General features: G+C 72.4%; 20 protein-coding genes. 7 read left to right on the forward strand and 13 right to left on the reverse strand.

The annotated features are described in order from the left end of the window. Positions 1-7 precede the first annotated feature (7 nt). The 5 genes from QCN29_RS10560 (at position 8) to QCN29_RS10580 (ending at position 5,054) form a co-directional block, all read left to right on the forward strand. Positions 8-1,255 (forward strand): ATP-grasp domain-containing protein, encoded by a 1,248-nt coding sequence (locus tag QCN29_RS10560; protein ID WP_279927550.1) that lies wholly within the window; start codon positions 8-10, stop codon positions 1,253-1,255. Further along, positions 1,248-1,955, forward strand: coding sequence for an HAD family hydrolase (locus tag QCN29_RS10565; RefSeq protein WP_279927551.1), 708 nt, complete (start codon positions 1,248-1,250; stop codon positions 1,953-1,955). Before QCN29_RS10560 ends, QCN29_RS10565 begins: the two co-directional genes overlap by 8 nt. Next, entirely contained in the window at positions 1,952-3,085 is a 1,134-nt protein-coding gene (locus QCN29_RS10570) for a hypothetical protein (RefSeq protein WP_279927552.1), read from the forward strand. Before QCN29_RS10565 ends, QCN29_RS10570 begins: the two co-directional genes overlap by 4 nt. A 78-nt stretch (positions 3,086-3,163) precedes the next feature. Beyond that, positions 3,164-4,096, forward strand: coding sequence for an NAD-dependent epimerase/dehydratase family protein (locus tag QCN29_RS10575; protein ID WP_279927553.1), 933 nt, complete (start codon positions 3,164-3,166; stop codon positions 4,094-4,096). Between the two features lie 331 nt (positions 4,097-4,427). Beyond that, on the forward strand, positions 4,428-5,054 hold the full coding sequence (locus QCN29_RS10580) for a TetR/AcrR family transcriptional regulator (RefSeq protein WP_240136138.1): 627 nt from the start codon (positions 4,428-4,430) through the stop codon (positions 5,052-5,054). On the opposite strand, the gene QCN29_RS10585 is transcribed toward QCN29_RS10580, so the two are convergent. From QCN29_RS10585 to QCN29_RS10605, 5 genes are all read right to left on the reverse strand, one after another. Then, entirely contained in the window at positions 5,038-6,426 is a 1,389-nt protein-coding gene (locus QCN29_RS10585; RefSeq protein ID WP_279927554.1) for a phenylacetate--CoA ligase family protein, read from the reverse strand. The genes QCN29_RS10580 and QCN29_RS10585 overlap by 17 nt on opposite strands. Next, positions 6,426-8,204: a carboxylesterase/lipase family protein gene (locus QCN29_RS10590; RefSeq protein WP_279927556.1), complete on the reverse strand. Its 1,779-nt coding sequence runs from the start codon at positions 8,202-8,204 to the stop codon at positions 6,426-6,428. Before QCN29_RS10590 ends, QCN29_RS10585 begins: the two co-directional genes overlap by 1 nt. A gap of 11 nt (positions 8,205-8,215) precedes the next feature. Further along, complete coding sequence (locus QCN29_RS10595) at positions 8,216-9,457, reverse strand: right-handed parallel beta-helix repeat-containing protein (protein WP_279927557.1); 1,242 nt, start codon at positions 9,455-9,457, stop codon at positions 8,216-8,218. A gap of 449 nt (positions 9,458-9,906) precedes the next feature. Beyond that, positions 9,907-11,853: a fibronectin type III domain-containing protein gene (locus QCN29_RS10600; RefSeq protein ID WP_279927558.1), complete on the reverse strand. Its 1,947-nt coding sequence runs from the start codon at positions 11,851-11,853 to the stop codon at positions 9,907-9,909. Positions 11,854-12,662: 809 nt separating this feature from the next. Next, on the reverse strand, positions 12,663-14,825 hold the full coding sequence (locus QCN29_RS10605) for a hypothetical protein (protein WP_279927559.1): 2,163 nt from the start codon (positions 14,823-14,825) through the stop codon (positions 12,663-12,665). A gap of 119 nt (positions 14,826-14,944) precedes the next feature. Here QCN29_RS10605 and QCN29_RS10610 point away from each other — a divergent pair, with 119 nt between their 5' ends. Beyond that, positions 14,945-15,568: a TIGR03086 family metal-binding protein gene (locus tag QCN29_RS10610; RefSeq protein ID WP_279927560.1), complete on the forward strand. Its 624-nt coding sequence runs from the start codon at positions 14,945-14,947 to the stop codon at positions 15,566-15,568. A gap of 62 nt (positions 15,569-15,630) precedes the next feature. On the opposite strand, the gene QCN29_RS10615 is transcribed toward QCN29_RS10610, so the two are convergent. The 8 genes from QCN29_RS10615 to QCN29_RS10650 form a co-directional block, all read right to left on the reverse strand. Continuing rightward, a complete protein-coding gene (locus tag QCN29_RS10615; RefSeq protein WP_279927561.1) occupies positions 15,631-17,838 on the reverse strand; it encodes a HEAT repeat domain-containing protein in 2,208 nt (735 codons plus the stop codon). A gap of 67 nt (positions 17,839-17,905) precedes the next feature. Then, on the reverse strand, positions 17,906-19,270 hold the full coding sequence (locus tag QCN29_RS10620; RefSeq protein WP_279927636.1) for a nucleobase:cation symporter-2 family protein: 1,365 nt from the start codon (positions 19,268-19,270) through the stop codon (positions 17,906-17,908). Between the two features lie 386 nt (positions 19,271-19,656). Further along, positions 19,657-21,078, reverse strand: a complete 1,422-nt coding sequence (locus tag QCN29_RS10625; RefSeq protein WP_279927562.1) for an 8-oxoguanine deaminase — start codon at positions 21,076-21,078, stop codon at positions 19,657-19,659. A gap of 270 nt (positions 21,079-21,348) precedes the next feature. Then, complete coding sequence (gene pucL, locus QCN29_RS10630; RefSeq protein ID WP_279927563.1) at positions 21,349-22,272, reverse strand: factor-independent urate hydroxylase; 924 nt, start codon at positions 22,270-22,272, stop codon at positions 21,349-21,351. A gap of 7 nt (positions 22,273-22,279) precedes the next feature. Beyond that, the gene (uraH, locus tag QCN29_RS10635; protein WP_240136124.1) at positions 22,280-22,669 is read right to left on the reverse strand and encodes a hydroxyisourate hydrolase; all 390 of its coding nucleotides are present in this window, start codon (positions 22,667-22,669) and stop codon (positions 22,280-22,282) included. Then, a complete protein-coding gene (uraD, locus tag QCN29_RS10640) occupies positions 22,666-23,190 on the reverse strand; it encodes a 2-oxo-4-hydroxy-4-carboxy-5-ureidoimidazoline decarboxylase (protein ID WP_279927566.1) in 525 nt (174 codons plus the stop codon). The genes uraH and uraD overlap by 4 nt, the downstream gene beginning before the upstream one ends. Positions 23,191-23,706: 516 nt before the next feature. Then, a complete protein-coding gene (locus tag QCN29_RS10645) occupies positions 23,707-24,084 on the reverse strand; it encodes a helix-turn-helix domain-containing protein (protein ID WP_240136121.1) in 378 nt (125 codons plus the stop codon). After that, positions 24,081-24,353, reverse strand: a complete 273-nt coding sequence (locus QCN29_RS10650) for a thiamine-binding protein (RefSeq protein ID WP_279927567.1) — start codon at positions 24,351-24,353, stop codon at positions 24,081-24,083. Before QCN29_RS10650 ends, QCN29_RS10645 begins: the two co-directional genes overlap by 4 nt. A 117-nt stretch (positions 24,354-24,470) precedes the next feature. Here QCN29_RS10650 and QCN29_RS10655 point away from each other — a divergent pair, with 117 nt between their 5' ends. Next, the gene (locus tag QCN29_RS10655) at positions 24,471-25,310 is read left to right on the forward strand and encodes a TIM barrel protein (RefSeq protein WP_279927568.1); all 840 of its coding nucleotides are present in this window, start codon (positions 24,471-24,473) and stop codon (positions 25,308-25,310) included. Positions 25,311-25,343: the final 33 nt, after the last annotated feature.

Here is a 25,343-nt window from a genome sequence, read left to right on the forward strand (position 1 = left end):
TGAACCCATGAGTGACCAACCGGTGCTGCTCGTCGTCTACGACGCCGGCAGCCTCGCGCCGACCCGGCTGGCCGAGGCCGCCCGTCAGGCGGGCTGCGCGCTCCTGTTCGCCGTGGCCGGCACCGACCACGCACAGGAGATGATCCCGACGCTGGAGACGGTCGGCTCCGTGGTGAACACCGCGGGCCGCACCGAGGCGGAGACCGTCGAGGCCCTGCGCGCCCTCGGGCCCGCGGGCATCATCACCTTCAGCGAGTTCCAGATCTCCGCCACGGTCCGGCTGGCCGACGCGCTGGGCCTGCGCTACCACCGGCCCGCGGACGTCGAGGCCATCACCCACAAGGACGCCCAGCGGGCCCGCTTCGCGCAGGCCGGTATCGACTCGGTCCGCTTCCGCACGGTCACCTCGCCGGAGGGGACGGACGCAGCGGTCGCGCACGTCGGGCTGCCGGCCATCGTCAAGCCCGTCATCGGCGCCTCCAGCCGCAACACCCGGGCGGTGACAACCCTTCAGGAGTGCCGGGACGCCGTCGCCGAGGCGTTCGACGCGGCGGGCGGCGGTCCGGTGGAGACCGCGGTGATGGTCGAGGAACTGCTGGTCGGCCGCCCCACCCCGGCGCCGTGGGGCGACTACATCGCGGTGGACTGCGCGGCGGACGGGGACGATGTCCGACCCGTCTTCGTCACCAGCAAGTTCGCGCTCGCCGAGCCGTTCCGCGAGCGCGGCGGATACGGCGGCTTCTCGGCGGTGTCCGAGGAGGACGAGCGCGCGGTGCGGGACCTGGCCTGTCGCGCGGTGCGCGCGCTCAACATCCACGGCGTCGCCGACGTCGAGATCAAACTGACCGCCGACGGTCCCCGGGTCATCGAGGTGAACGGCCGCCTCGGCGCCTGGGTGGACGACCTGGCGGTCCGCTCCGGCACCTCCGATCCGGCCCATGTCGCCGTCGCCGCCGCCCTCGGCCTTCCGTACACGACGCCCGAGGTGAAGAAGGACGGGCCGATCGCCTTCCACTACCTGATCGTGCCGCCCGCCGGCGCCCGCCGGGTGCGGGCGATCCGCAACGTCCCGGCGCTGCGGCGGCTGCCGAACGTGGACCGGGTCGCGGTGCTCACCGAGCCGGGCGCGCCGGCGGACTGGCGCATCGGCGCCCGCGGGAACACCGCGGCCGTGCTCGGCTCGGCCGCCTCCCACCAGGACCTGGCCGCCACCGTGGCCGCCATCGAGAGCGTGGACTGGATCGACTATGAGTGAGCTGTTCGTCATCTTCGACCTGGACGGCGTCCTGGTCGACACGCAGGACGCCGAGAACGGCGCGCTCGCCCACGTCGGCGAGCTGATGGGCCTGTCGCTCGGCACTGAGCAGCGCGACGAGCTGTTCTCCGGGAAGAAGATGCAGGAGTGCCTCGACCTGATGGCCGAGCTCACCGGCAAGGCTCCTCCCCGCGACGCCATGCCGATCGCCCGCGCCAAGTGCGAGGAGCTCATCGGCGACCGGCTGGAGCCCCTGGAGGGTGTCGCCGACGCGCTCGACCGGCTGAGGGCACTGCCGCTCGCCGGCATGTGCGTCGCCTCCAACAGCCCCCTGGAGATCATCGAGAGCCGGCTGGCCAAGGCGGGGATTCTGCACTGCTTCGACGGCCAGCTGTTCTCCGCGTACGACGTGGGGGCCTGGAAGCCGGATCCGCGGCTCTTCTCATGGGCGGCCGAAAGCTGCGGCGCGGCCGCCGAGGACTGCGTGGTGGTCGAGGACAGCCCCGTCGGCGTGGACGCCGGGCTCGGCGCCGGCATGCGGGTGCTGCAGTACACGGCCGATCCGGCGGCAGGCCCGCACCGCGAGGGCGCCGTCGCCTTCTCCTCGATGCACGAGCTGCCCGCCCTGATCGGCGATGCGCGGCGGCTCGTCCCCCTTCCGCCCGCCCTTGTCACCGCTTCCCCCGGAGGTACCTCGTGAACGACGCACGCAAGATCATGGTCTTGGGCGCGGGCGATCTGGGCCGCCGGGTGTTCCACGAGCTGGCGCACAGCGACCGGCCGCGCCAGGTGCAACTCGTCGGCAGGGACGGGGAAGCGGTGCTGCGTGCCGCCAACCTCACCCGGTTCTGCAGCATCCAGCGCGGCCACACCCCTGCGCTCAGCCATGCGCTGACGGATCTGACGGATGTGGCGCGGACCGCCGAGCGGATCGCCTCGTTCGCGCCCGACGTGCTGTTCCTGGCGGCGAGCTACCAGTCGTGGTGGGTCATCTCCACACTGGAGGAGTCGGCGTTCAAGCGGGTGTACGCGGCCAACTACGGCCCCTGGCTGCCGATGCACCTGACGCCGGTGATGAAGGCGATGGAGGCCGTCCGGCTGTCCGGGACCGAAGCCGTCGTGGTCAACGCCGCCTACCCGGACGCCGTGCACCCGGTGCTCGGCGCGGTCGGGCTCTCGCCGGACATCGGCATCGGCAACGTCGCCAACAACGTCCCGGGCATCACCGCCACCGTGGCCGACGAGCTGGGCCGCGCCGCGGAGGACGTCGAGGTGCGGCTGGTGGCCCACCACTATGTCTCGCACCGGCTGTCCCGCCACGGCGACAGCGGCCCCGCCGCCATGGGGCTGGGCGTGCGCGTGGACGGCCGGGACGTCACGGCGGAGCTGGACGTGCCGGGCCTGCTGAAGCGGCTGCCCGCGCGGTACCGCCGCACCGGAGGCATGGCCGGGCAGGCGATGACCGCGGCCTCCGCCCTCAGCGTGCTGGAGCCGCTGGCCGACGGGAGGGACGCCGTCGTCCACGCTCCCGGCGTGGACGGGGCGCTCGGCGGCTACCCGGTGGCGATCGAGTCCGGGAAGTTCCGCAAGCTGCTGCCCGAGGGCATGACGGAGGAGCAGGGGCACGCGGTCAACGTCTCCGGGCAGGTGCAGGACGGCATCAGCGAGATCCGGGCCGACGGAACCGTCGTCTTCGAGCCGTCGTCGATGGCGGTCATGTCCGCGGAACTCGGCTACGAGTGTGCCGAGATGACGCCGGCGGAGGCGGAGGGCCGCGCCCTGGAGATCGCCGAGCGCTTCGAGGCGTACCGCGTGCGGACCTCCGGGTGACGCGGCGGTCGACGCCGCCGCGGCGGGCCGACCCGACGGGAGGTCAGCTGTGAAGACTGTGACTGTGAAGGGAGAGCTGTGAGACTGCTGTTGCTCGGGGGCACGGACTTCGGGGGCCGGGCGATCGCCGAAGCCGCGCGTGACCGCGGCTGGGAGGTGACGGTCTTCCACCGCGGCGAGCACCCGCCGCCGCCCGGCGTGGCCGTACTCCACGGGGACCGCACCGCACCGGACGGCCTGGCGGCCCTCGCCGCCGGCGAGTGGGATGCCGCCGTCGACACCTGGACCTCGGCGCCGCGCGTCGTGCGGGACGCGGCGAGACTGCTCGCCGGACGGGTGGGCCGCTATGCCTTCGTCTCCAGCCGCTCGGTGTACGCGTGGCCGATCCCCGCGGGGTTGGACGAGGACGGCCCGCTGGCGGACGGCGACCCGGACGCCGAAGCGACGGACTACGCCGCCGACAAGCGGGGCTCGGAGCTGGCGGCGGTGCGGGAGTTCGGTGCGGAACGCACCCTGCTGCTCCGGGCGGGGCTCATCCTGGGGCCGCGTGAGAACTCGGGCCGGCTGCCGTGGTGGCTGGAGAGGGTGTCGCGGGGCGGCCCCGTCCTGGCTCCGGGCCCCAGGGACACCCCGCTGCAGTACGTCGACGCCCGCGACCTGGCGGCGTGGACCCTCGACGCCCTGAAGACCGGGCTGCACGGAGCGTTCAACGTGGTGAGCCCGACGGGGCACACGACCATGGGCGAGCTGCTGGACGCCTGTGTCGACGCCACGGGGTCCGACGCGAAACTGGTGTGGACGGACCCGGCGGCCATCGAGGCCGCGGGCGTCGCCGCCTGGAGCGACCTGCCGATCTGGTGCCCGCCCGGCGGCGAGCTGCATGACGCGCTGCACCGCGGCGACGTCTCGCGGGTCCTGGCCGCCGGTCTCCGCTGCCGCCCGGTCGCCGAGACGGTGGGGGACACCTGGGCGTGGCTGCGGTCGCTCTCCCCGGCGTCCGAGAGCGCCTGAGCGCGTCTCGGCAGCCGGTCGCAGGCAGGCAGAGCCTGACCGCGACGCCCGCCGACGGGCTTGCGGCCAAGGCCCGACGCCCCTTGGACGGGCCGCTCATGCGGACGGACAACAGACCGCGCCCTGGTTCACGGCAGCACTGCGGTGACGGCCCGCTGATCGACGTCGCCGTCCGGTGGCCGGGCGCCAGGGCGCGAAGCGCGCGCAGCGCCCCCGCGTCAGGCGCGGTGCGGGTGGCGGCGGCCGTGCGGCGTGCGACCGGCGACCGGCGACCGGCGACCGGGCGGGCGCCGGTCTGCTCGTGGTGGGCAACGGCCGGTAAGGTCGCCCCATGACGGAGGCACCGGCCCATGCGCACCGCGGTATGCGGTCGCGGGACGCGATTCTCGACACCGCGACGGAGCTGATGTCGCTGCACGGCTACGCCGCCACGTCCATTTCGATGGTCTCCGCCGCCTGTGGTCTGCCGGCCAGTTCCATCTACTGGCACTTCGGCAGCAAGGACGGCGTCTATGTCGCGGTGCTCGAACGGGCCAGGACCTCCTTGCTGTCGGCTCTGCCCCCCGTCGAGGTGCCGGGCGCGGACGTCTCGCAGCGGCTGGACGGATTCCTCGGAGCGGTCGGTGAGGCCTTCCAGCGCCACCCGGACGGCGTGAAGCTGCTGATCGGCCTGGGCATGCTGCAGCGGACCGCCAGTGCGGCGGCCGTGGCCGAACTGCGCCGCTACCGCGACGGCCTGCTGGCCTGGGCGCGCGACGCCCTGGGGTTCGTCTTCGATGTGCGCGACCGACCGGAGGTGGCCGAGGCACTCGCCCGCTTCACCCTGCGAGCGGCGAGCGGGACGGCGGTCGCGCGGTGGTTCGATCCGGCCGCTTCCCTGGACGCCGAGTCGCTGCGCGTCGCGTTGCTCGCCCTGGCGGCCCATCGCGGCGTTCCTGTCGTCACCGGCAGGGGATGACGACCCGGAACTTGCCGCCCGCGGACTGCACGGGCGGCTCCTGGGCACGTTCGACCGTGACGTGGGCCGCTCCGTGCCGGGTGAGCAGGCCGGTGATGCGGGCCCGTACCGCGCACCACACCCGGTCCGGGTCCGCTCCGGCAGCGGGCCGTATCCGTATCCGTACGGTGGTGGGTGTGGTCTGCACGATCTGGAACAGGTCGATGTCGGGGACGGTCTCGACGAGGGTCTCGAACGCCATCGGCACGATGCGGACGGGATCGCCGTCCGGTCGTGGGAAGGACAGCAGGTCGGCGGCGCGACCGCGGACTCTGATCGCGGGCAGTGGATCTCCGCAGGGGCAGGGGTCCGGCCGACACAGGACGCTGTCGCCCAAGTCGTAGCGGAGGATGGGCTGCACCAGGCGGCACAGGCTGGTCAGCAGCACGGTGGAGGACTGCTGTCCGGGCGGCGTGGGACGGTGGTCCGCGTCGACCGGTTCCAGGATCAGCCAGTCGCTGTGCACATGCAGCCAGCCCTGTGGGCAGCCGTACGCCAGCGCGAGGCTCTCGTTGCAGCCGTAGGTGTCCATGACGCGCGCCGCTGTAAAGGCCCTGCGGATACGCCGGCGCCCGCCGTCGGTGAGACCCTCGGCCACCAGGGACACCAGGGCCGGTGCGATGCGCAGCCGCCCGGCCAGTTGCTCGCCAGCCAGCAACGCGATCACGGTGGCGTAGCCGACCAGGACGAGGGGACGGCACCGGTTGAGCTGCTCCACCAGTTCGGGCAGAGGCGTGTGCGCGGAGAAGACCCGGCCGGCCGTGGCGTGCCGGCGGCCGTCCGCGTGCATCCTGGTGATGACCGCGTTCGCGGCCAGATGGCCGCCGGTGGCGATGACATGGGCCGACGGCGCCCGCCGGGCGAGCATCCGCACCAGCAGTCCGGGGGTGAACACACGGGAGGCGGCGCGGAGCGACAGCGCTCTGAACACCGTCGCGGCGCGCTCGTCGAGCAGGAAGATCCCGCGGTGTCCGGTGGTACCGGAGGTGGTGGAGACCAGGTACCTGCCGAGGAAGCGGTCGCCGATCCGGTGGGGGTCGTCGACGAAGGACCGCACCCGGTCGAGGGTCACCTCCCGGTCGGTGACCCAGTCGTCGAAGTGCCTCATCAGGGTCTGTTTGTCCGTCACCGGCAGCAGGGCGGGGTCCGTGACCCGGGTGGGGACTCGTCGGTACAGCCGGCGGTAGTACGGGGAGTGGACGCGGGCGAAGTCTGTCATCGCGGCCAGGCGGTCGCGGCGACGGGCCGCCAGGGCGTCCGGGCCCTGGCGGCAGGCCCGGCGTCCGTCCCGCAGCAGTGCGAACGTCGACGTCGTCCGCCGGGAGGCGTCCATCACGCTGCCCCGTGCCGCTGCCAGAACGCACAGCGGTGATCCGCCGCGAAGGCGGTCGTGGGGGCCGTCCGGTCCGGGGCGAGCACCTGGACGGCGTCGCGGTGGGCGGTGTACCGCGGCCATGCGGGAGCGCCGGGCCCGTTGGGGTCGCCGGTGGCGGCGAACCTGGCCCAGTAACCGGTCATCGTCGCGGAGAGCCGCCGCTGGGCGGGGGTCAGCGGGCGCAGGGCGTCCGTCGGGAACAGGTAGGCCAGTTCCGCGGCGTGGAACGCGCCCTGCGGGGTGTGCGGCGCGGGGATGAAGGGCGGGGCCTCGGGATCGTCGAACTCGTAGGCGTAGACGGCTGCTCGGCCGCTGTACAGGCGACCGTCGCCCCTCGCCGGGCAGGCGAACAGCCGGTCCGTGCCGACGGCGGAGTACGCCAGGTTGGGCGAGGGGTGGGCGGAAGCCGGGTAGGCGGCGAGGACGGCGGCCGCTTCGCCCGGGTACTGCTGCCGGATCAGCGCGGCGTAGGTGCTGGGCGTGAGCGGTCCGTCTCCGAGCAGGTCGACGCGCAGGGCGGTGAAGTACCGGTACTCGTCGTGGGTGCTGCCGCTGAGTACGGGGACCGCGTTCGCCCGGCCCGCGGCCCACGCCTCGCGAGGCGAGTGCGGAAGGATGCGCGGACCGGTGTTCGCCGCCCACGGGGACGCGGTCCCCGAGCCGTCGCGGATCAACTCGGTGACGGGGGCGGCCCTTAGGCAGGCCGCCGCGGTCGAGGGGTCGGCGCAGCCGACGGAGGCCGCGAAGCCGTGGCCCCGCCTCTCGGCCGCGGCCAGGGTCAGCGGGGCGAGGGCGGCGTCCGACAGGCAGCTGCCGCTCTGCTGAATCGCCCGGTGGAACAGGCCCTTCGCGGTCGGCGAGGCGATGTGGAGGCAGGTGTCGGCGGACCCGGCGGACTGACCGCCGAGAGTGACCCTGTTGCGGTCACCGCCGAACGCGCCGATGTTGCGCCGTACCCAGCGCAGGGCGGCCTGCTGGTCCATCAGACCGTAGTCGCCCGAGGCGTGGTCGGAGCTCTCCGCCGAGAGGGCGGGGTGGGCGAGGAACCCCAGGGCGCCCAGGCGGTAGTTGACGGTCACCACGACCACTCCCCGCGCGGCGAGGGCGGCTCCGTTGTAGTCGCTCCCCGCGCCGTAGGCGTTGGCGCCTCCGTGCAGCCAGACCAGCACCGGCAGACTCCTGCCGGCGGTGCGGACGGGGGTCCATACGTTGACGTACAGACAGTCTTCCGAGGTGCTGCCGGTCCTGTTGGAGTCACCGGGCAGGACGGGACCGCCGTCCGGGAGCAGCGTCAACGGCTGCTGGGCGCAGGGGGCGGCCGGTGCGGTGGCGTCGCGCACCCCCGACCAGGGTGCGGCCGGCCGGGGCGGGCGCCACCGCAGTGCCCCCGTCGGAGGCGCGGCGAAGGGGATGCCCTGGAAGACCCGGCCTCCATCAGGGCCGGCGGCGCCGCGCACCGAGCCGGCCGCGGTCCGGACGACCAGTGGGTCGTGGCCGCCGCTGCCGACGCTCACATCGGGGGCAGCCGCTGCGGGTGCCGGGCTCGACAGCAGCAGGGCGGCGAGGGTCGCCGCGCTGGCGGCCATGAGACGGGTCGCGGTGCTGCGGGTCGCCGTGCGGCAGGAGTTGCGGTGCGCGGTGCGGGTCGCCGTGCGGAGTGCGCTGCGGGTCGCCGTGCGGCAGGAGTTGCGGTGCGCGGGGCGGGGGGCGCTTCGGTGTGCGCTGCGTAATCTCATCGTCTGCTTCCTCACTGCGTGCGCTCGTAGGCGCCGATGTCGCAGGCCTCGCCCTGGGGACGGGAGACGCCGCGCTGGTCGGTGGCGAAGCAGTGGGCGGCCGCGTCCAGGGCGGGGCTGCCCGGCAGAAGCGCATGGGTGTCGGTGGGTCCTCCGTTGTCGGCCAGAGGCCCGAGCAGTGCGGGACGGCTGGGCAGGTCGCCCTCCGCGGTCAGACGGCAGCTGCCGTCGCTGTCGATGTTGTGCCCGAGGGACTCGATGACGGCGAAGGCCTTCGCGCAGTCACCCGATGTGCCGGCGGCGCCGGTGTTGCCGGCGACGATCGAGTTCTGCAGGACGAGATGACCCAGCGGCAGGTCGATGACGTCGGGGATCGGCCGGGGCAGGCTGTCCAGGTACGCGGGGGCGATGTTGATCCCGGCACCGTGGGGCGAACTGTTGCCGGTGATGGTCGAGTTGAGGATCTTCACGGTGCCGAGGCCACGGATGTCCACGCCTCCGCCGTAGCCGCCCAGGCTGCCGGGACGGTCGCCGGGATCCGTCACACGGTTGCCTGTGATCGTCGAGTTGATCACTGTGCCGCTGTCGTCGAACCTGATCCCTCCGGCCTCCCCGGCGGCGTTCCCGCTGACGGTGCTGTCGATGAGGTCCAGATGGGAGCCTGGGACGTTGAAGATGCCGCCGCCGTAGCCTGCGGAGTTCCCGGTCACGGTGACGCGGCGCAGCGTCATTTTCTCGGTGTTGGCGATGCCGCCGCCACCGGGGTCTGCGATGGGCACCTCTCGCTGCTTGGCGACTCCTCCCGTGATCGTCAGATCGGACAGCTCGGTGTCCGCCCGCATGCGGAAGGCCCGGTCGACGCCGTTGGCGTCGATGACGGTGGCGCGTGCACCGGCGCCCCGGATCGTGGTGGGTGCGTTGACGTTCAGGTCGCCCCTGCTCGGATCAGCGTAGGAGCCGACGAGGAGCAGCGGGTTGGGCGGGATGGTCAGGCGGTATCGGCCGGCGGGCAGAGTGATGGTGCTGCCCGGCCGGGCGTTGGCGGCCATGACCGCCGCACGCAGGCTGCACAGGCCGGCCGCGGTGCGGCAGACGCCGTCCGACGGATCGGCGTCCACGGCGTCGGACGTGGTGTCGACGGTGAACTCCGCCCGGGGGGCGGGCGCGGCCGAGACGGCGGGTGCGGCGGCCAGGCTCGACGCCAGGGCGAGGAGTGCGGCGGTGAGCGCGGTGGGTACGGGTCGGTCCCTCATCGGGGGAACTCCTGTCCACGTAGGGGCGCTGATTCGTGTTCCGTGCCACGGGATGAGCCGAGAGAGCAAGGCGGGCGTGCGCGTCGAGCACCGCCGAGGGGTGGGGCGAGCGCATATGCCCGCGTGCGGGGCGGCGCGATCGGCGCCAACCGCACTCTGTAACGAGCGTTCCATTCAGAGTCGCCTGCTGTCCAGAGGGCCGACACGGAAAGAACGGAGGCGCCTTCGGCCCCGTGCCCGCGCGCACCGGGATGCACCGCTACGCGACGCGCACGGGATGGCACGACCACCTTCGGACAGCCGACCCTGCCGACGCCGGCGGCACGCCCTCGACGGCAGAGCGGGCGCACCCGCAGGGGCCCGGCCCGGGGGCCGGGCCCCTGCCCGCGCTCATGCGCATGCTCATGCGCATGCGGCGAGAGAAGCGTCAGGCTGTGGCGAGGTCGATGTCACCGGATGACGTATCCGAGGCGTCCGTCCTTGTTGGGGTAGCCCTCACAGTTGGGGCTGGTCGTGGTGAGGTGGTCGCCGTTGCCCGGGTTGTAGCAGCGGTACAGGGGGATGGAGCCGCTGACCTGGGTGGTGTAGATGAAGCCGAGGCGTCCGTCCTTGTTGGGGTAGCCCTCACAGTTGGGGTTGGTCGTGGTGAGGTGGTCGCCATTGCGCGGGTTGTAACAGCGGTAGAGGGCGACGGCGTCAGGGGCTTGTTGGGCGGGAATGTGGCCGAGGCGTCCGTCCTTGTTGGGGTAGCCCTCACAGTTGGGGCTGGTGGTGTCGAGGTGGTCGCCATTGCCCGGGTTGTAGCAGCGGTAGAGAGCGACGTGGGCTGTCGCGGTCCCGCTGGCTGTGACGGGGGCGGACAGAGCGCTGGTGTTCCTGCTGCCGTCGCTCGCGGTGATCCTGTAGGTGTAGGTGGATCCGGGTGTGACGTCGGTGTCGGTGAAGGTCAGCTGCGGGCGCTTCCAGTACATGGAGGAGCCGGTGACGGTGTGGACGGGGGTGCTGGAGCCATTGCGGTAGACGCGATAGGTGAGCTTGCTGTCGTCGTGGTCGAAGCTGGACTTCCAACGGACGTCGATCTCGCCCGATCTGGTACTGGAGGCGCTGACCTCCTGCGGCACCGACGGCGCGCCGGTGTCCGGGCCGCTGGCGAAGCGGGTCAGGCCCTGCTGCGGCTTGTCGGCGTAGAGGCTGGTCGAGGTGCCGGTCACCTTGGTGAACTCGCCGCCCACCCACAAGTAGTCCGTGCCGTTCTTGGAGGCGGTGGTCATTGCACGTGGCCCGACTCCCTCGCCGAGCCCGTTGTTGGTATCGGGGGTCCAGCCCAGCAGCGCCGGGGCGTTGACCGACTGGGCGAGCAGATGCTGGCGCAACCCGTTGGCCTGCTCAGGGAAGCCGTCAATGCCGCTGCAGTCGTGTGCGTGTGATCCGGAGTAGACCACGCCCTTGTGGACCTCGACCGCCTGGGTCGCGCCCTTGCAGGGGTCCCGCCAGCGCTGGCGGAAGTCGGAGAGGCTGATGGCGGACCGGCCTTCGTCCTGGCTTCCAACGGCCTCGCTGGCGGTATAGAAGCCGGTGGCGTCGGTGGTGATGTCCTTCACCACAACGAGGGCGGCGAAGAAGCCCAGCGGATAGTTCCGGGTCGGGGTTCCCCTGTTGCTGTCGACGACGGCGAGGGCATGGGAGTCGGCGCCGTTGATGCGGAAGAAGTCGCCGCCGAGGAGGACGTTGTTCCCGTCCGGGGTCACCTCGATCGCCCGGCCTGTTTCGTCGGCGTCGGCCTTCCAGGGGCGCAGCGCGCCCGAAGTGGTGACGGAGGCGAAGTAGCGGCGGGCCTGGCCGGCTACGGAGGTGAAGTCGCCGCCGAGGTAGACGCTGCCGTTGGCGACGGCCAGCGCCCGTACGGTGGCGTTCACCACTGGCCTGAAGCTGGTCTTCGGTCTGCAGGTGGCGATGTCGATGGCTGCCACATTGCTCACCCCGACGCCGTTGACTGCGCCGAAGCGGCCACCGGCGTACAGGGTTTTCTTGTCTTTCGAGACGGCCAGGGCGCGTACGGTGGCGGTGCCTTCCCGGATCGTGAAGGAGAGGTCGCACGAGGTGGGCTTACCCGTGGCGGCGTCGAGCGCGGCAAAGTTCAGCGCCTTTCGCTCCGGGCCGGCCGTCCCGGCTGGCGGGCGGACCACCGAGAAGGTGCCGCCGGCGAAGACGACGCCGTTCGCCTGTGCCATGGCCCACACGATGCCGTTCGTCTGCCAGGTGGGCAGGTTGTCGGCGGTGAACCCCACGGGCGGGGTCACCGCGGATGCCTTCGGCACCACTCCCGCACCTATTCCGATGCCGGCGCCGACCAGTGAAAGGACGAGAGCTGCGGTCAGCCTTCTGGATCTACGCATTGATTCTCCTGGAACAGTCACCTGGTTGAGTGACTCTGGGTCTTGCCGTTGATCAAATGCACGCGCGCGGCGCGGAGGCGCGAAGGGCCGGCCGGCTCGGCCCCAGGCCGCTGGCGCAGACCCTTGTCAGGGGCCTACGGGGCACCGCGTGGGTCGTGCTCTGGTGGTGCAATGCGAGCTTGGCCTACCCGCGGCCACAGCCTCGACCTTTGGCACCCTGCCCCCGGACAGTGCTTGCACTCCGCGCCGGGCTGCAGACCCAGCACGCGCACGCGACGATCAGCCTGGTCCACACCCGATTCACGAACCCGGCGCAGGGGGCAGTCATGCGTACCTCAATTCCTTGGTCATAGGAGTGGGTGCACGGAAGTCTGCCAGACCCATCGATGAGGTAACTCAGACAAACGGGAAGACGCTGCGAGATATCTGACCGTGACCTGGACATGTGATCTGATGAACTCTCACTTCTCTTTATCTGCAAGCGAGTTGCATCGCAGACCCCTGGAAGGTCCGTACCTTTTCGACCGACGTCGTTATCAAATCGAGATATTGGCCAGGGTCTATTGACGATAAGTCAGTCAGCGATTCGGCCGGCCATCATGGACCGAACCCCTAGGTTCTCCGAGGCACCCCGGGGTAAGGGAAAGGCCGTCACAGCGCCTCGGGCGGGCCTGAGGAAACGGAGAGGCCGACCGCGAGGCCCAGCGGCGGAACGCCGCATGGGCCACCCTGGCGTCGGCCGATGCGGACCTCCCGGGCGCCGACGCCCCGGAGGTGTCAGCTGCCAGGCTGCTGCACTGGTCCTAGGGTCAGCGCGCGCGCTTCCGTTTCCGCGCCGGGGTTTCGGCGCTCTTGGCCTCGTGGGCGGCCGCGGAGACCACACGCGGGTCCGGGTGGCGGTCGGCGAGGTCCGTCAGTACGCGCAGCGCCGAGGCCGCGCCGGCGGCGGCGAGCGCGCGGAGGAGCCCCGCGGAGCCGCCGGGCCAGGTGGCCGCCGCCGTGTCGAAGGCGTCGAGCAGGGCCCTGGGCGGGGTCTCGGGCTCCCCCTCCCCCGCCCCGGCGGTGACCTGGGCGCGCCGGTCCGCCAGCCATGCCCGGTCGAGGTCTTCGAGCAGCAGCACCGCACGGGCGTTCTCCGGCACCGCGTCCTCAGGAGCGTCCTCGCCGCGGGCCAGCAGGCTGCGGCGGGCGTAGCCGCCGATCACCGGGTCGGCGAGGGCGGCGCGCAGGGCCGTTGCGGGGATCTCGGCGCGGTCGAGGCGGGCGAAGACCGCGGGGGTGGCGACATGCGGGAGGTCCGCCCCCCTGGCTGCGGAGAGGGCGCCGAGCAGCTGGCTCCATGCGGGCTCGCCGCCGTGTGCCTCGGCCCACTGCCCGAGCTCCGCGGCCGCCACGGCGATCGGCCAGGCCTGGGCCGCCCTGACAGTGTCCTCGGCGTTCCAGGAGAGGGCGGTCTGAAGGTCGGGGGCGGCGACATGGGCCGCGGTGAGGACGTAGCGGAGTACGGCGGAGCCGAACGAGGTGAGCCCGTAGACGTCGCCGGTGCGGAACACGCAGCCGGTCTCGGCCAGCCGGTCGACGACGACCGCCAGGGCGCGGGCGTGTGCGTCCAGTTCCGCACGGTCGTCCTCGGTGAGGCCGGGGATGCCGAGCGTCGCGGAGAGATCGGCCGCGGCGGGCGTGACATACGGGGCGGTGTACGCGGCGGCTGTGTCCGGCACGTCGACGGGGGCGTCCTCCAGGTCCGGGTCGACCCGCCAGTCGGCCATGTCGGAGGCCTTGCGCGCCACCGAGTCCGGGGTGCCGCCGCGTTCGTACAGGGCGTACAGCACATGGACGGCGTCGAGGTCGTAGCCCTCGTCGGCGGCTTCCGGCCCGGCCGATGCGGCGGGGATGCGGTCGGCCTCCAGGGCGAGGACGTTCGCGGCGAGTTCCAGTGCCTCCTCGGGGGTGCCGGACTCCCAGACGACGTCCGCGGGGCCGGGGAACCCGCACTGTTCGGCGAGCGGGCGCAGTTCCTCGTCGTCCGCGGCGCCCGTGGCGAGGGTCGCGGGCAGCGGCGCGGCATGCAGCAGGCCGAGGATCTCGTCCGGGTCGGGCAGTGCCTGCGGCGGCGGAAGCGGGACGCCCGAGTCGCCGTAGTAGTCGAGGTGCTCGTCCAGCAGGCGGTCCGCGAGCGCCATGTGCGGCATGGTCTCGGGGCCGGGGGCGAGCTGCGCGAACGGCCCGGCGAGGGCCTCGCTCAGACCCGCCGCGCTCCAGCGGTCGACCAACGTGGCCGCGATCCGTTCCAGTTCCTCGGTGAGGGCGTCCTCGGGGCGGTCGGCGGACAGGGCGGGGGTGACCGGCAGCAGGGGCCCGGCCGGGGAGGGGGCCTCCACATCGCGGGCGAAGGCGGCCAGCAGCCGCTCGGTGAGCCAGGCGCGCACGGCGAAGGTCCGCGCCGTGACGTCGGCGCGGTGCAGCGGTGCGGGCAGTTCGGGCCGATCGGCGTGCGGCAGGGCGTCATGGGCCGCGAGCCACGACCGCACGGCGTCGGGGTCGTCGGCGTCCACGCCGTCGGCGCGCAGCAGCGAGGCGTACCAGCGCGGCCAGGTCAGCTTCCACGGGCTGGCGGCGGCGCTGCGCGCCCCGGGTACGAGGTCGTCGACGGCGTCGAGCAGCCGCGCGCGGCGCTTGGCGTTGAGCCGGCCGGCGGCGCGGACCCGGTCGACAAGGGCGGTGAGTACGTCGGGGAGCGCGTCGAGCTCCGTCTGGATCGCGGCGAGCAGGACCGGCGCGTCGTCGTGCAGCACCTGCTTGAGCAGTTGTGGCGTCGGCTCCGGCACACCCGCCCTGCGGTCCGCACCCCGCAGGGCGAGCAGTGTGAGCACCGCGTCCGCGGTACGCGCGGGCAGAGCGGTGCCGCGTTCCTGCTCCGCCCAGGAGAGGAAGTCCTGGAGTCCGACGTTCAATGCAGCGCTTTGGGTCACCGAGGGAGCCTATGAGCGCGCGGCCCGGCAGTCGCGCTGCGGCATCCGCTGATGGCCCGATCAGGTGACCTGCTGCCCTGCGCCGATGAGTTTCGGGCGGCCGGCCGGTCTGCCGTCGTATGGACTCTTCCACCGCCGCCGACCACCCCGACCTGCGGCCCGCCGCCCATGGTGTGGCGCGGCTCCTCCGCTCCGTCCGCGACGACCGGCTGTCCGGTCCGACGCCGTGCCCCGAGTACGCGGTACGGGAGCTGCTGGCCCATCTGACCGACCTGTCCGCCGCCTTCCGCGACGCCGCCCGCAAGGACCTCGGGCCGACGACCGGAACGGACCCCGGCGCCGCGCCGCCCGTGCTGCGTGACGACTGGCGTGCCGTCCTGCCGCGGCGCCTCGACGAACTGGCCGACGCCTGGCGGCAGCCTTCCGCGTGGCAGGGCGACACCCAGGCGGGCGGCGTGCGCCTCCCGGCCGCCGTGGCCGGGCGGGTCGCCCTGAACGAACTGCTGATCCACGGCTGGGACCTGGCCCGCGCCACCGGTCAGCCGTACGCGCCCGAGGAAGCGAGCCTCGAGGTGTCGTACGAGATGCTCGCGCCTGCGGCGGAAGGCGCGGGTGAGAGCGGTGACGGCACGGACGGGGGCGGACTGTTCGGCCCGCCCGTCCCCGTTCCGCGGAGCGCCCCGCTGCTCGACCGGGTGATCGGTCTCAGCGGCCGCCGCCCGGACTGGCGGCCGGGAGACTGACCGCCTCGGCGCGCAGCGCGCAGCGCGCCGCCGACGCGATGGCGCACGGCGCACGCGTGGCGTCAGGCCACCGGCGCACGCCGCTCTCGGGCCAGCAGGTCGCGGGCGCATGCGCGGAACAGTTCGTCGCGCACCACCGCTTCCCAGACGAGATCCGAAGCCGCCACGCGACGGTCTCGTTCGGCCAGTTCGGTCAGCCGGGGCAGCACCCCGCCGCTCGTCCGCAGCTCCGGGTGGTGCGCCAGCAGTTCCCGGAGCGCGTCGAGGGCGCTCTCCGGCCCCGGGGCGCACTCGGCCGCGTCGAGGAGCCGGTCCGCCACGCGGTCGGGGTCGGTGAAGCGGTGGCCGAGGGCCAGCAGGGCGCCGACTGCGGCCGGGGCCGTCTCGGGGTCCCCCAGGAGGCGCTCCAGCGCGGGGATCAGCGGCCTGCCCTCCGGGCCGAGTCCGGCTGCGGCTTCGGCTGCGTGGAGCACCGGCCAGCGGCAGCCCGGCCGGGCGCGGGCGACGTCGTCCAGCACGCCGGAGAGGACGGCCACCGCCTCGTCAGCCGTGCCGCCCAGCCGGTAGAGCGCGAGGGCCGTCTCCGCTTCCGCCGCCAGCTGCCGCTCGTCGCGGCCGATTTCATCGCGCGGGGCGAGAGCCGAGCGGAGGGCAGGCCGCAGCCGCGCCGCGCCACGGCCGAGGCCTGCTGCCTGCGCGGCGGCGTTCGCGACCTGGAGGCCGTATCCGTCCAGTGCGTCGGGGAGCGCGTCGAGCAGCGGCCCGGTCTCCTCCGTCAGCTCGTGCAGGGCTGCGGCGGCGGCGAGCCGTCCCTCCTGTGGGCCGTGAGTCGCGGCCGCACGCAGCAGTCCGGCGACACGGTCGCGGTCCGTCGAGCCGTGTGTCGGGCAGACCGCGGCGAGTGCGCCGGGGACGTCGTTCGGGAACCGGGGCAGCGCGGCGGTGAGTTCGGGCAGGGCGGCCGCGGCCGCGGGGCCCCATGCCGTGAGTCTGCGCGACAGCATGTGCCCGTCGAAGGCTTCAAGGTCGGGCACGGTCAGCCGGGCGCGGACCGCGTCGAGCAGCTCGGGCGTGCAGGGTATCGGCGGAGCCGGACGGTCCTCGGGCAGGCCGCACGCGGCCGCCAGCGCGCCGGGCCGCAGTCCGAGGGGGCTCCGGGCGAGCAGCGGGGCGGACGCCTCGGGGGCCACCCGGACCAGCGCTTCGAGCGCGCGGTCCGCGAGATCGTCGTCGTCGGCCGCGGCGAGGGCGGTCAGCTCGGGGACAGCCGGTGCGGCCTGCCGGCCGAGCCTGGCCAGCAGGTCCAGCGCCTCCCGCACGACGTCCGGCTCGTCCGCCGGTGCGGCGTCGCGCAGCAGGGCGGCGAGGGCCGGAACGAGCCTGCCGGGCGCGGCCCGTGAGACGGTGCAGGCGTGGTCGGCGGCCTTCAGCGCCTCTGCCTGCGCCCGCGGGTCGGGGGACCGCAGTGCCGCGTCGAGCAGTGTGTACGCGCTGTCCCTGTCCTCGTCGGCCCCCCGGGCCAGAAGTGCGTCCAGCACATAGCGCACAGGGTCGGTGCGCTCCTGGTCGTGGGGGGCGAGAACCAGTGGTTCTGCCGGCAGCAGCGACAGCGCCGTCTCGTGCAGGGACGGCGTCCACGGCAGACCCGCGTCCAGGCACATCAGCACGGCGACGATGCGCACGGAGCCGTGGTGCTCGGAGCCCAGGGACGGCAGGGCGAACTCCGCGGCGCACCGGGGGTCGAGGCGCACCAGCCCGGCGAGCAGCTCGGCCCGCACGAGGGGGTCCTGCTCCTCGGCCCAGCGCCGGCGGAGCACCGGGGTCGCCTCGGCTGCCGCGCCGGTGCGGGCGGCCGCCCAGGCGGCGGTCTGCCGCACCCTCGGGTCCGCGGTTTCGCCGGTCAGCGGGAGGATCAGGGGCAGTTGGGCGGCCAGGGCACGGCGGCAGGCGGCGGTCTCCGCCGACGGGGCGTGCTCCTCCCGCGGGTCTCCCGTCGCAGCGCCCAGGAACTCCAGCAGTCCGCGGGACTCGCACCCGGCGGCGGCCAGCCGCGCCAGGAAAGGGATCGCCGCGGCGGTCGCCTCGCAGACCGCGCCGTCGTCCAGCAGCGTCTCGTAGAGGCCGAGGAAAGCGGTGTCCGCCTCGTCCTCGTCGGCGCTCGCCAGGGCGCGCAGCATGCCGGGGACATGCTCCGCGCTGCCGCCGCCGCAGGTGCGCAGCTCCCCCCACGGCGCCTGGCCCACATCCGCGAAAATCTGTGCGATGTCCATGCGCGGAGCATGGCACGGGGGTCTGACATCGACGGCCGGCGCAGGGCGCGCCCCGGTCCGACACGGCTCAGTGGCCTGGACCTGCCACGTGCTGTCCCGCCGTCGTCCCAGTCGCCGTCGCCCCAGGCACCGTCGGCTGCGACTCGGCGTCGGCCGTGCTCCCGGCCGTACTCGCCTTCCTTCCCAGGTGGTTGAAGGCGAGATTCAGCAGGATCGCCGTGATGCAGCCGGTGGAGATGCCGGAGTCCAGAACCACCAGGAGGTCCTCGGGGAAGGAGTGGTAGAAGGCGGGCGCGGCGATGGGGATCATTCCGACGCCCAGGGAGCTGGCCACGATCAGCGCGTTCTCGCCCTTCTCCAGCGCGGCCGCGGCCAGCGTCTGGATTCCGCTCGCGGCGACGGAACCGAAGAGCACGATGCCCGCGCCGCCGAGGACCGGCAGGGGGACGAGGGCGATGACGGAGGCGGCGACCGGGAACAGGCCGAGCAGGATCAGGATGCCGCCGCCCGCGGCGACGACGAAGCGGCTGCGCACCTTGGTCATCGCGACCAGGCCGATGTTCTGGGCGAAGGCGCTGCACATAAAGCCGTTGAAGGCGGGGCTGAGCGCGCTGCCGAGGGTGTCGGCGCGCAGTCCGCCCTCGATGGTGCGCTCGTCGGCGGGCCGGTCCACGATCCTGCCGAGGGCGAGCATGTCGGCCGTCGACTCGGTCATGCACACCAGCATCACGATGCACATCGAGACGATGGCGGCGATCTCGAACTGCGGCGCGCCGAAGTGGAAGGGGGCCGGGAAACCGATCAGATCGGCGTTCCTGAGGGCGCCGAAGTCCGTCATGTTCAGCGGGATCGCGACGAGTGTGCCGATGACGAGGCCGAGCAGGATCGCGATCTGCTGGAGGAAGCCGCGCAGCACCCTGCGCAGGACGAGCACGACGGCCAGAGTGAACGCCGCCATGCAGATGTTGCGCAGCGAGCCGTAGCCGGCGGCCGTGGGGTCCCCGCCCTGGGACCAGTTGAAGGCGACGGGCAGCAGCGAGACCCCGATCAGGGTGATGACGGTGCCGGTGACCACGGGCGGGAAGAAGCGCACCAGCCGGGAGAAGTACGGGGTGAGCAGAAAACCCAGCAGTCCCGCGACGATGATCGCGCCGAAGATGACGGCGATGCCGTCGGCGCCGCGGTCCTTGCCGATGGCGATCATCGGGGTGACTCCGGCGAAGGAGACGCCGTTGACGAACGGCAGCCGTGCGCCGACCTTCCAGAAGCCGATCGTCTGGAGCAGGGTGGCGAGGCCGGCCGTGAACAGGCTCGCCCCCATCAGGAAGGCGGTCTCCACTGCGCTGAGGCCGACGGCGGGCCCCACGATCATGGGCGGGGCCACCACGCCCGCGTACATGGCGGCCACATGCTGCAGACCGCTGGTGAACATCTTGAACGGCGGGAGCGTCTCGTCGACGGGATGCTTGGGAGCGGCCACGAATGTTCCTCCGGTCGGCTGGACACGTCGGCGGGGACGTGGGTTTCAGGGAGGTGGTGCGGGTGCTGCACGGGGTGGCGCGAGTGGTGTGCACGGACACGCGTGAGGTGCACGGACAGCGGTGCACGGGACGGTGGTGCACGGGGTCGGTGGCGCACGGGGTCGGTGGTGCACGGGGTCGGTGGTGCACGGACGGTTGGCACGTGTCACCGCACCGGGGGGCACGCACACCGCCTGGCGGCGTCGTACCCCCCGGTCACGGCTGCCGTGGACCCCGCTCGGGTTCACGGCCGGCCGGTCGAGGGCCGTCCCCCTCGACCGGACGTATGGGGGTGTTGTCAACCCTGGGCGGCGATGCGCGCCAGGCGCTGTGCCTCGGCCCGCGTGGTGCGGGCGATGGCGTCCTCGTCGACGGTGGTGAGCCGGCTGTTCTCCACGATGGCCTTGCCGTTGACCAGGGAGAGCGTCACCGGGGCGGCCGCGCCGAAGACCAGTGCGACGACCGGGTCGGCGATGGAGGAGTGGGCGAGCGTGTCCAGCTTCCACAGCACGAGGTCGGCAAGCTTGCCGGCCTCCAGGGAGCCGATCTGGGCGGCGCGGCCGAGGACCTGCGCACCGCCGTAGGTGCCGAGCCGCAGCGCCTGGCGGGCGTTGAGGGCGGCCTCGCGGTGCGCGCCGAGCCGGTTGATGAGCAGGGCGTTGCGCAGTTCGGTGTGGAGTTCGCCGGACTCGTTGGAGGCGGTGCCGTCCACGCCGAGGCCGACCGGGACGCCCGCCTTGAGCATGTCGGGCACCCGCGCGATGCCGGCCGCGAGCCGGGCGTTGGACGACGGGCAGTGCGCGACGCCGGTCCTGGTCCGGGCGAAGGCCTCGATGTCGGAGTCGTTCATATGGACGCAGTGGGCCATCCACACGTCCTCGCCGAGCCAGCCGGTCGACTCGAAGTAGTCGGTCGGTCCCATGCCGAACAGCTCATGGCACCACTTCTCCTCCTCCACCGTCTCCGAGCCGTGGGTGTGCATGCGCACACCGAGCCGGCGGGCCAGTTCGGCGCCCTGCTTGAGCAGTTCGGTGGAGATGGAGAAGGGGGAGCACGGGGCGACGGCCACCTGCGTCATGGCGTCGAAGGAGGCGTCGTGGTGCAGCTTGACGGTCTCCTCGGTGGCGGCGAGCGCGCCTTCGAGGGTCTCGACGGCGAAGTCCGGCGGCAGGCCGCCGTCCTTCTCGCTGCGGTCCATGGAGCCGCGGGCGAGGGTGAAGCGCACACCCGTCTCCCGGGCCGCGCCGATGATCGCGCCGGACAGGTCGCCGGCGCCGTGCGGGTAGACGTAGTGGTGGTCCATGGCGGTGGTGACGCCGCCGCGGGCCATCATGGCGAGGGAGCCCTGCGCGGCCGAGCGGGCCATGGGTTCGTCGATGCGCGCCCAGATCGGGTACAGCGCCACCAGCCAGTTGAAGAGGTTGTGGTCGGTGGCCAGGCCGCGGGTGATCCACTGGTAGAAGTGGTGGTGCGTGTTGACCAGGCCGGGCGTGACGAGGTGGCCCGTGCCGTCGACGCGCCGTACGACGTTCGCGAGGCCCTCCGGCGCCTTGCCGGCCCCGACCGACTCGATCCGGTTGCCTGCGACGACGACATGGCCGGAGGCGTACTCGGTGTCATGGGCGTCGACGGTGGCGATGGCGCAGTTCTCGATGACGATGCGCTCGACCGCGTCGACGAGCGCGCCGGCCGCGCTGTCAGGGGCTGCCGATCCTGCCATGGCTGATCCTCGTTCTTTCTGTGGCGGTTTGGGCACGGCAGGGCCCTACGGGATTTGAGTGCCGGAGCCGGACCCGGCAGCTGACAGCACTGCCGTCCGTGGGGATGCTCCGGGTGCCGAGGTTGAGGAAGCTGCGGGAGGCCTCCCGTCAGCGGTTGTGCCTCATACGGGGGCTCCCTTCGTGTGATCGCGTTGCGGTGCGGTCCCCCGCCGGCGGTACGGCCGCCGGGGTGTGTCCCCGGTGGTACGTCCCCGGCGGGGACCGACGGGTCAGAGGTTGGTCATGTCGACCGGGATCTGCGGCTCCACGCCGTCGCGCAGCACGGTGGCCTCGATCAGGCCGTACGGGCGGTCCGCGGCGAAGTAGACCTCGTTGTCGTTCTTGAGCCCGAAGGGCTCGAGGTCGACGAGGAAGTGGTGCTTGTTGGGCAGCGAGAAGCGGATCTCGTCGATCTCGCTGCGGCTGTTGATGATGCGCGAACCCATCTGGTACAGGGTCTGCTGCAGCGACAGGGAGTAGGTCTCCGCGAACGCCTGGAGCATGTGCTTCCTCGCCTGCGCATAGGACTTGTCCCAGTTCGGCATGCGCTCCTCGTCAGAGGACCAGCCGTAGCGCCACTGGGCCGCCACCTGGGTCGCGAGGATGCGGTCGTACGCCTCCTGGAGCGTCGTGTACTTGTCCTTGACGTAGCCCCAGAACTCGGAGTTGGTCGAGTTCATCACGACGAGGTCTTTCAGGCCGGAGACGACCTGCCACCTCTCGCCGTCGAAGGTGATCTGCGTCGTGCGGGTCTCCTGGCCCTTGCGGACGAAGGAGTGCTTGACCTCGTCGGCGCCGATGAACTTGGAGTTGCCGTCGGAGGTCTCGATGCGCTCCCAGGCGTACTCCTCGATGCGGATGCGCGCCCGGTGGATCGGCTCCTGCGAGGTCACGAAGTGACGGGCGAGGTGGATGCCGAACTGCTCGGCGGAGTCGATGCCGTACTCCTTGGCGAACGCGTACACCGTGTTCTTGGTGGTGTCGGTAGGCAGGACGTGGGCGTTGGAGCCGGAGTAGTGGACGTCGTCCATGTCGCCGGAGAGGGCGACGGAGACGTTCAGGTCCTTGATGTGGTGCGTGTCGCCGTCCCGCGTGATCCGAACGACGCGGTTCTCTGCTTTGCCGTACTGGTTCTGGCCGAGAATCGTAGGCATTTCTCTGCTAGCTCCCTCGGTAAACGGAGTAGCCGAACGGGTTGAGCAGCAGCGGTACGTGGTAGTGCTCGCCCGGTACGACGGCGAAGGTGATCGCCACCTCGGGGAAGAACACGCCGCTGTCCCGTGTCGCGGGGGCGTCCTGCTGTGCCTCGGCTTGCTTCTTGACGAAGTACGCCTCGGTCTCGAAGTCGAGGCGTACATGGGTGGTGCCTTCCGGCAGCGCCGGCAGGTTCTTGCAGCGCCCGTCCGCGTCGGTCGCTCCGCCGCCGAGCTCCGTCCACTCGGCGTCGCCGCCGCTGCGGGCCGCGAGCCGGATGGCGACGCCCTCGGCGGGGCGGCCGGCGCTGGTGTCCAGGATATGCGTGGACACGGAGGCCGTGGTCTGGGTGCTCATGCGCTCTGTTCCTCCATGAGGTCCTCCATGAGGCGGGTCAGCCGGATGCGGTTGATCTTGCCCAGCTCGACGCGGACGATCTCCCGCTCCTCCTCGGGCGTGTTCCCGATCCGCTCACGGAGGGCGTCGCGCATCTGCTCACCGGTGCGGCCGGTGGCGCAGATCAGGAAGACATGGCCGAACTTGTCCTGGTAGCCCAGGTTGAGTTCGAGCATCTCGGCCTTGAGCTCCTCGGAGGCCCCGGCCATCCCCCGCTGCTCGCGGGCGGAGGTCGGATCCCCGGGCTTGGGCCGGCCGATCGGCGGGTGCCCCGCCATCGCCTCGGCCAGATCCTCGGCGCTCAGCTCGGCCATGGCGGCGTCGCCGGCGGCGAGCAGGGCCTCCACGGTGGCGTACGGACGCTGGGCGAGCAGCTTGCTCCCCCACGCCGAGCTGGCGCACGCCTCGTGCAGGGCGGCCAGTGCCGCACCGCTCTCCAAGGCGTTGAAACGGGCGAGGCCCGGGATCGAGGACGACGTCACGGGTGCCTCCGTGGGTGTTTCTCTCGGTGCGTGGACGGGCTGCGGACAGCTAACGCCCTTCGGCGACGCAACGTCAACACTTTGTTGAAAACTCGTCTACGAGGAGGGGGTGCGCTGACGCCGCGTATGCGCTGGATGACGCGGGGTAGTTCCCCCGCCCTCCCCGAAACCGGGGCTTCGCCCCCGCACCCCCGCGCCTCACACACCGGCGGGGCCGGGCATGCGCCTCAAACGCCCGTGAGGCTTGATTGCGCGGGCTCCTCACGCCTCTGCGCGGAACTGGACCGGGGCAGCCGATTACAGCCCGCTGGGGGACACCTCCACGGGGGGGACCCCTGAGGGCGCCTCCGCGGGGGTACCCCCGGACGGAGTCTGGGGGAGGCAGCCGGGGGAGGAGTCCGGGGGAGGCAGCTGGGCGAGATCGAGGACACGGCCGGAGGCCGTACCGGGGCCCGGGGGGCCTGACCTCCGGTTTCGGGAAGGGGCGGGGTGGGGGCAGACAACCCCCACGGCCGCCTACGCGTTCTTCGCCGCGTTCTCACGATTCAGGTAGTTGTACACCGTAAACCGACTCACCCCCAGCGCCCCCGCCACCGTCTCCACCCCATGCCTCACAGAGAACGCCCCGCGGGCTTCCAGTGTGCGGACGACCTGCTGCTTCGTCTTGCGGTCCAGTTCGGACAGCGGCCTGCCCCGGGTGCGCTCCATCGCGGCCAGGATGTGGTCCAGGGACTCCGAGAGCTGGGGCAGCCGGACGGCGAGGACGTCCTCGCCCTCCCAGGACAGCACGACATCGTCGGCCCCCGCCTGTCCGGGCTCGAGTATCTCCGCGCCCATGGCATCGACCAGCGGCTTCACCGCGGCGACGAAGGGGTGGTCACGGCGCTCGGTCATCGCCCTCCCTCCCCTCCGGCGCCGCCCGCGCCGATGACGTTGACCTGGAGCGAGACCCGGGTCGCCCCGGCCTCCAGGGCGCGACGCAGCAGCGCGTCCACGGCGGTGAGCACCTGGTCCGCACCGCCTTCGGCCGTGTTCCCGAACGGTCCGACGTCCACCGCGTCCAGCTCGGCGGCCTGGATGACCTCGCGCGCGACGACCGCGTGCGCGGGCGCCTCGTCGAGGTCGAAGGGTTCGGTCGTGAACTCGACTCGCAATCGCTCCATGAGGGTCACCGTAGCCGGGATTTCACCGGGCCCCCCTTGACAAGCCCGGCAACCCGACTGCAATCTTCCATTAAGCAGAAACGAACTTCCGCAATACGGAAGGAGCGCATACCCCTCATGGGATACACGGACCAGCGCTTCGATGTGAACCTCTCGATCCTCTTCACGGAACTCCCGCTGCTGGAGCGCCCCGCGGCCGCCGCCGCGGCCGGCTTCGGCGCGGTCGAGCTGTGGTGGCCCTGGATCGAGACCCCCACTCCCGACCGGGCCGAGCTCGACGCCCTGAAGAAGGCGATCGAGGACGCCGGGGTCCGGCTGGTGGGCTTGAACTTCTACGCGGGGAAGCTGCCCGGGCCGGACCGGGGCGCGCTCTCCGTCCCCGGCGAGGAGTCCGACCGCTTCCGCGCAAACGTCGACGTGGCCGCGGACTTCGCCGCCTCGGTCGGCTGCACGGCGCTCAACGCGCTGTACGGCAACCGCGTCGAGGGCGCGGACCCGGCAGCGCAGGACGAACTCGCCCTGGAGAACCTGACCCTGGCCGCCCGCGCGGCCGACCGGATCGGGGCGACCCTGCTGATCGAGACGCTGAACCAGCCGGAGTCCCCGCTCTACCCGCTGGTGAGCGCTCCCGCCGCGATCGAGGTCGTCGACAAGGTGAACGCGGCGACCGGCCTCGGCAACGCCAAGTTCCTGCTCGACGTCTACCACCTGTCGATGAACGGCGAGGACGTCGGCCGGGCCATCGAGGCGTACGCCGACAAGACCGGCCATGTCCAGATCGCCGACAACCCCGGCCGCGGCGCACCGGGCACCGGCTCACTGCCGCTGGCGGATCTGCTGGACCAGCTCAAGAAGGCCGGTTACGACGGCTGGGTCGGCCTGGAGTACAAGGCCGGCGACCGCCCGAGCGCCGAGTCCTTCGACTGGCTGCCGCGCGAGGCCCGCGCGGCCCGCTGACCGCCCGCAGCGGCCAACTCACCTTCGCACCGA

The organism is Streptomyces chengmaiensis, from assembly GCF_029846775.1.
GTDB lineage: Bacteria > Actinomycetota > Actinomycetes > Streptomycetales > Streptomycetaceae > Streptomyces > Streptomyces chengmaiensis.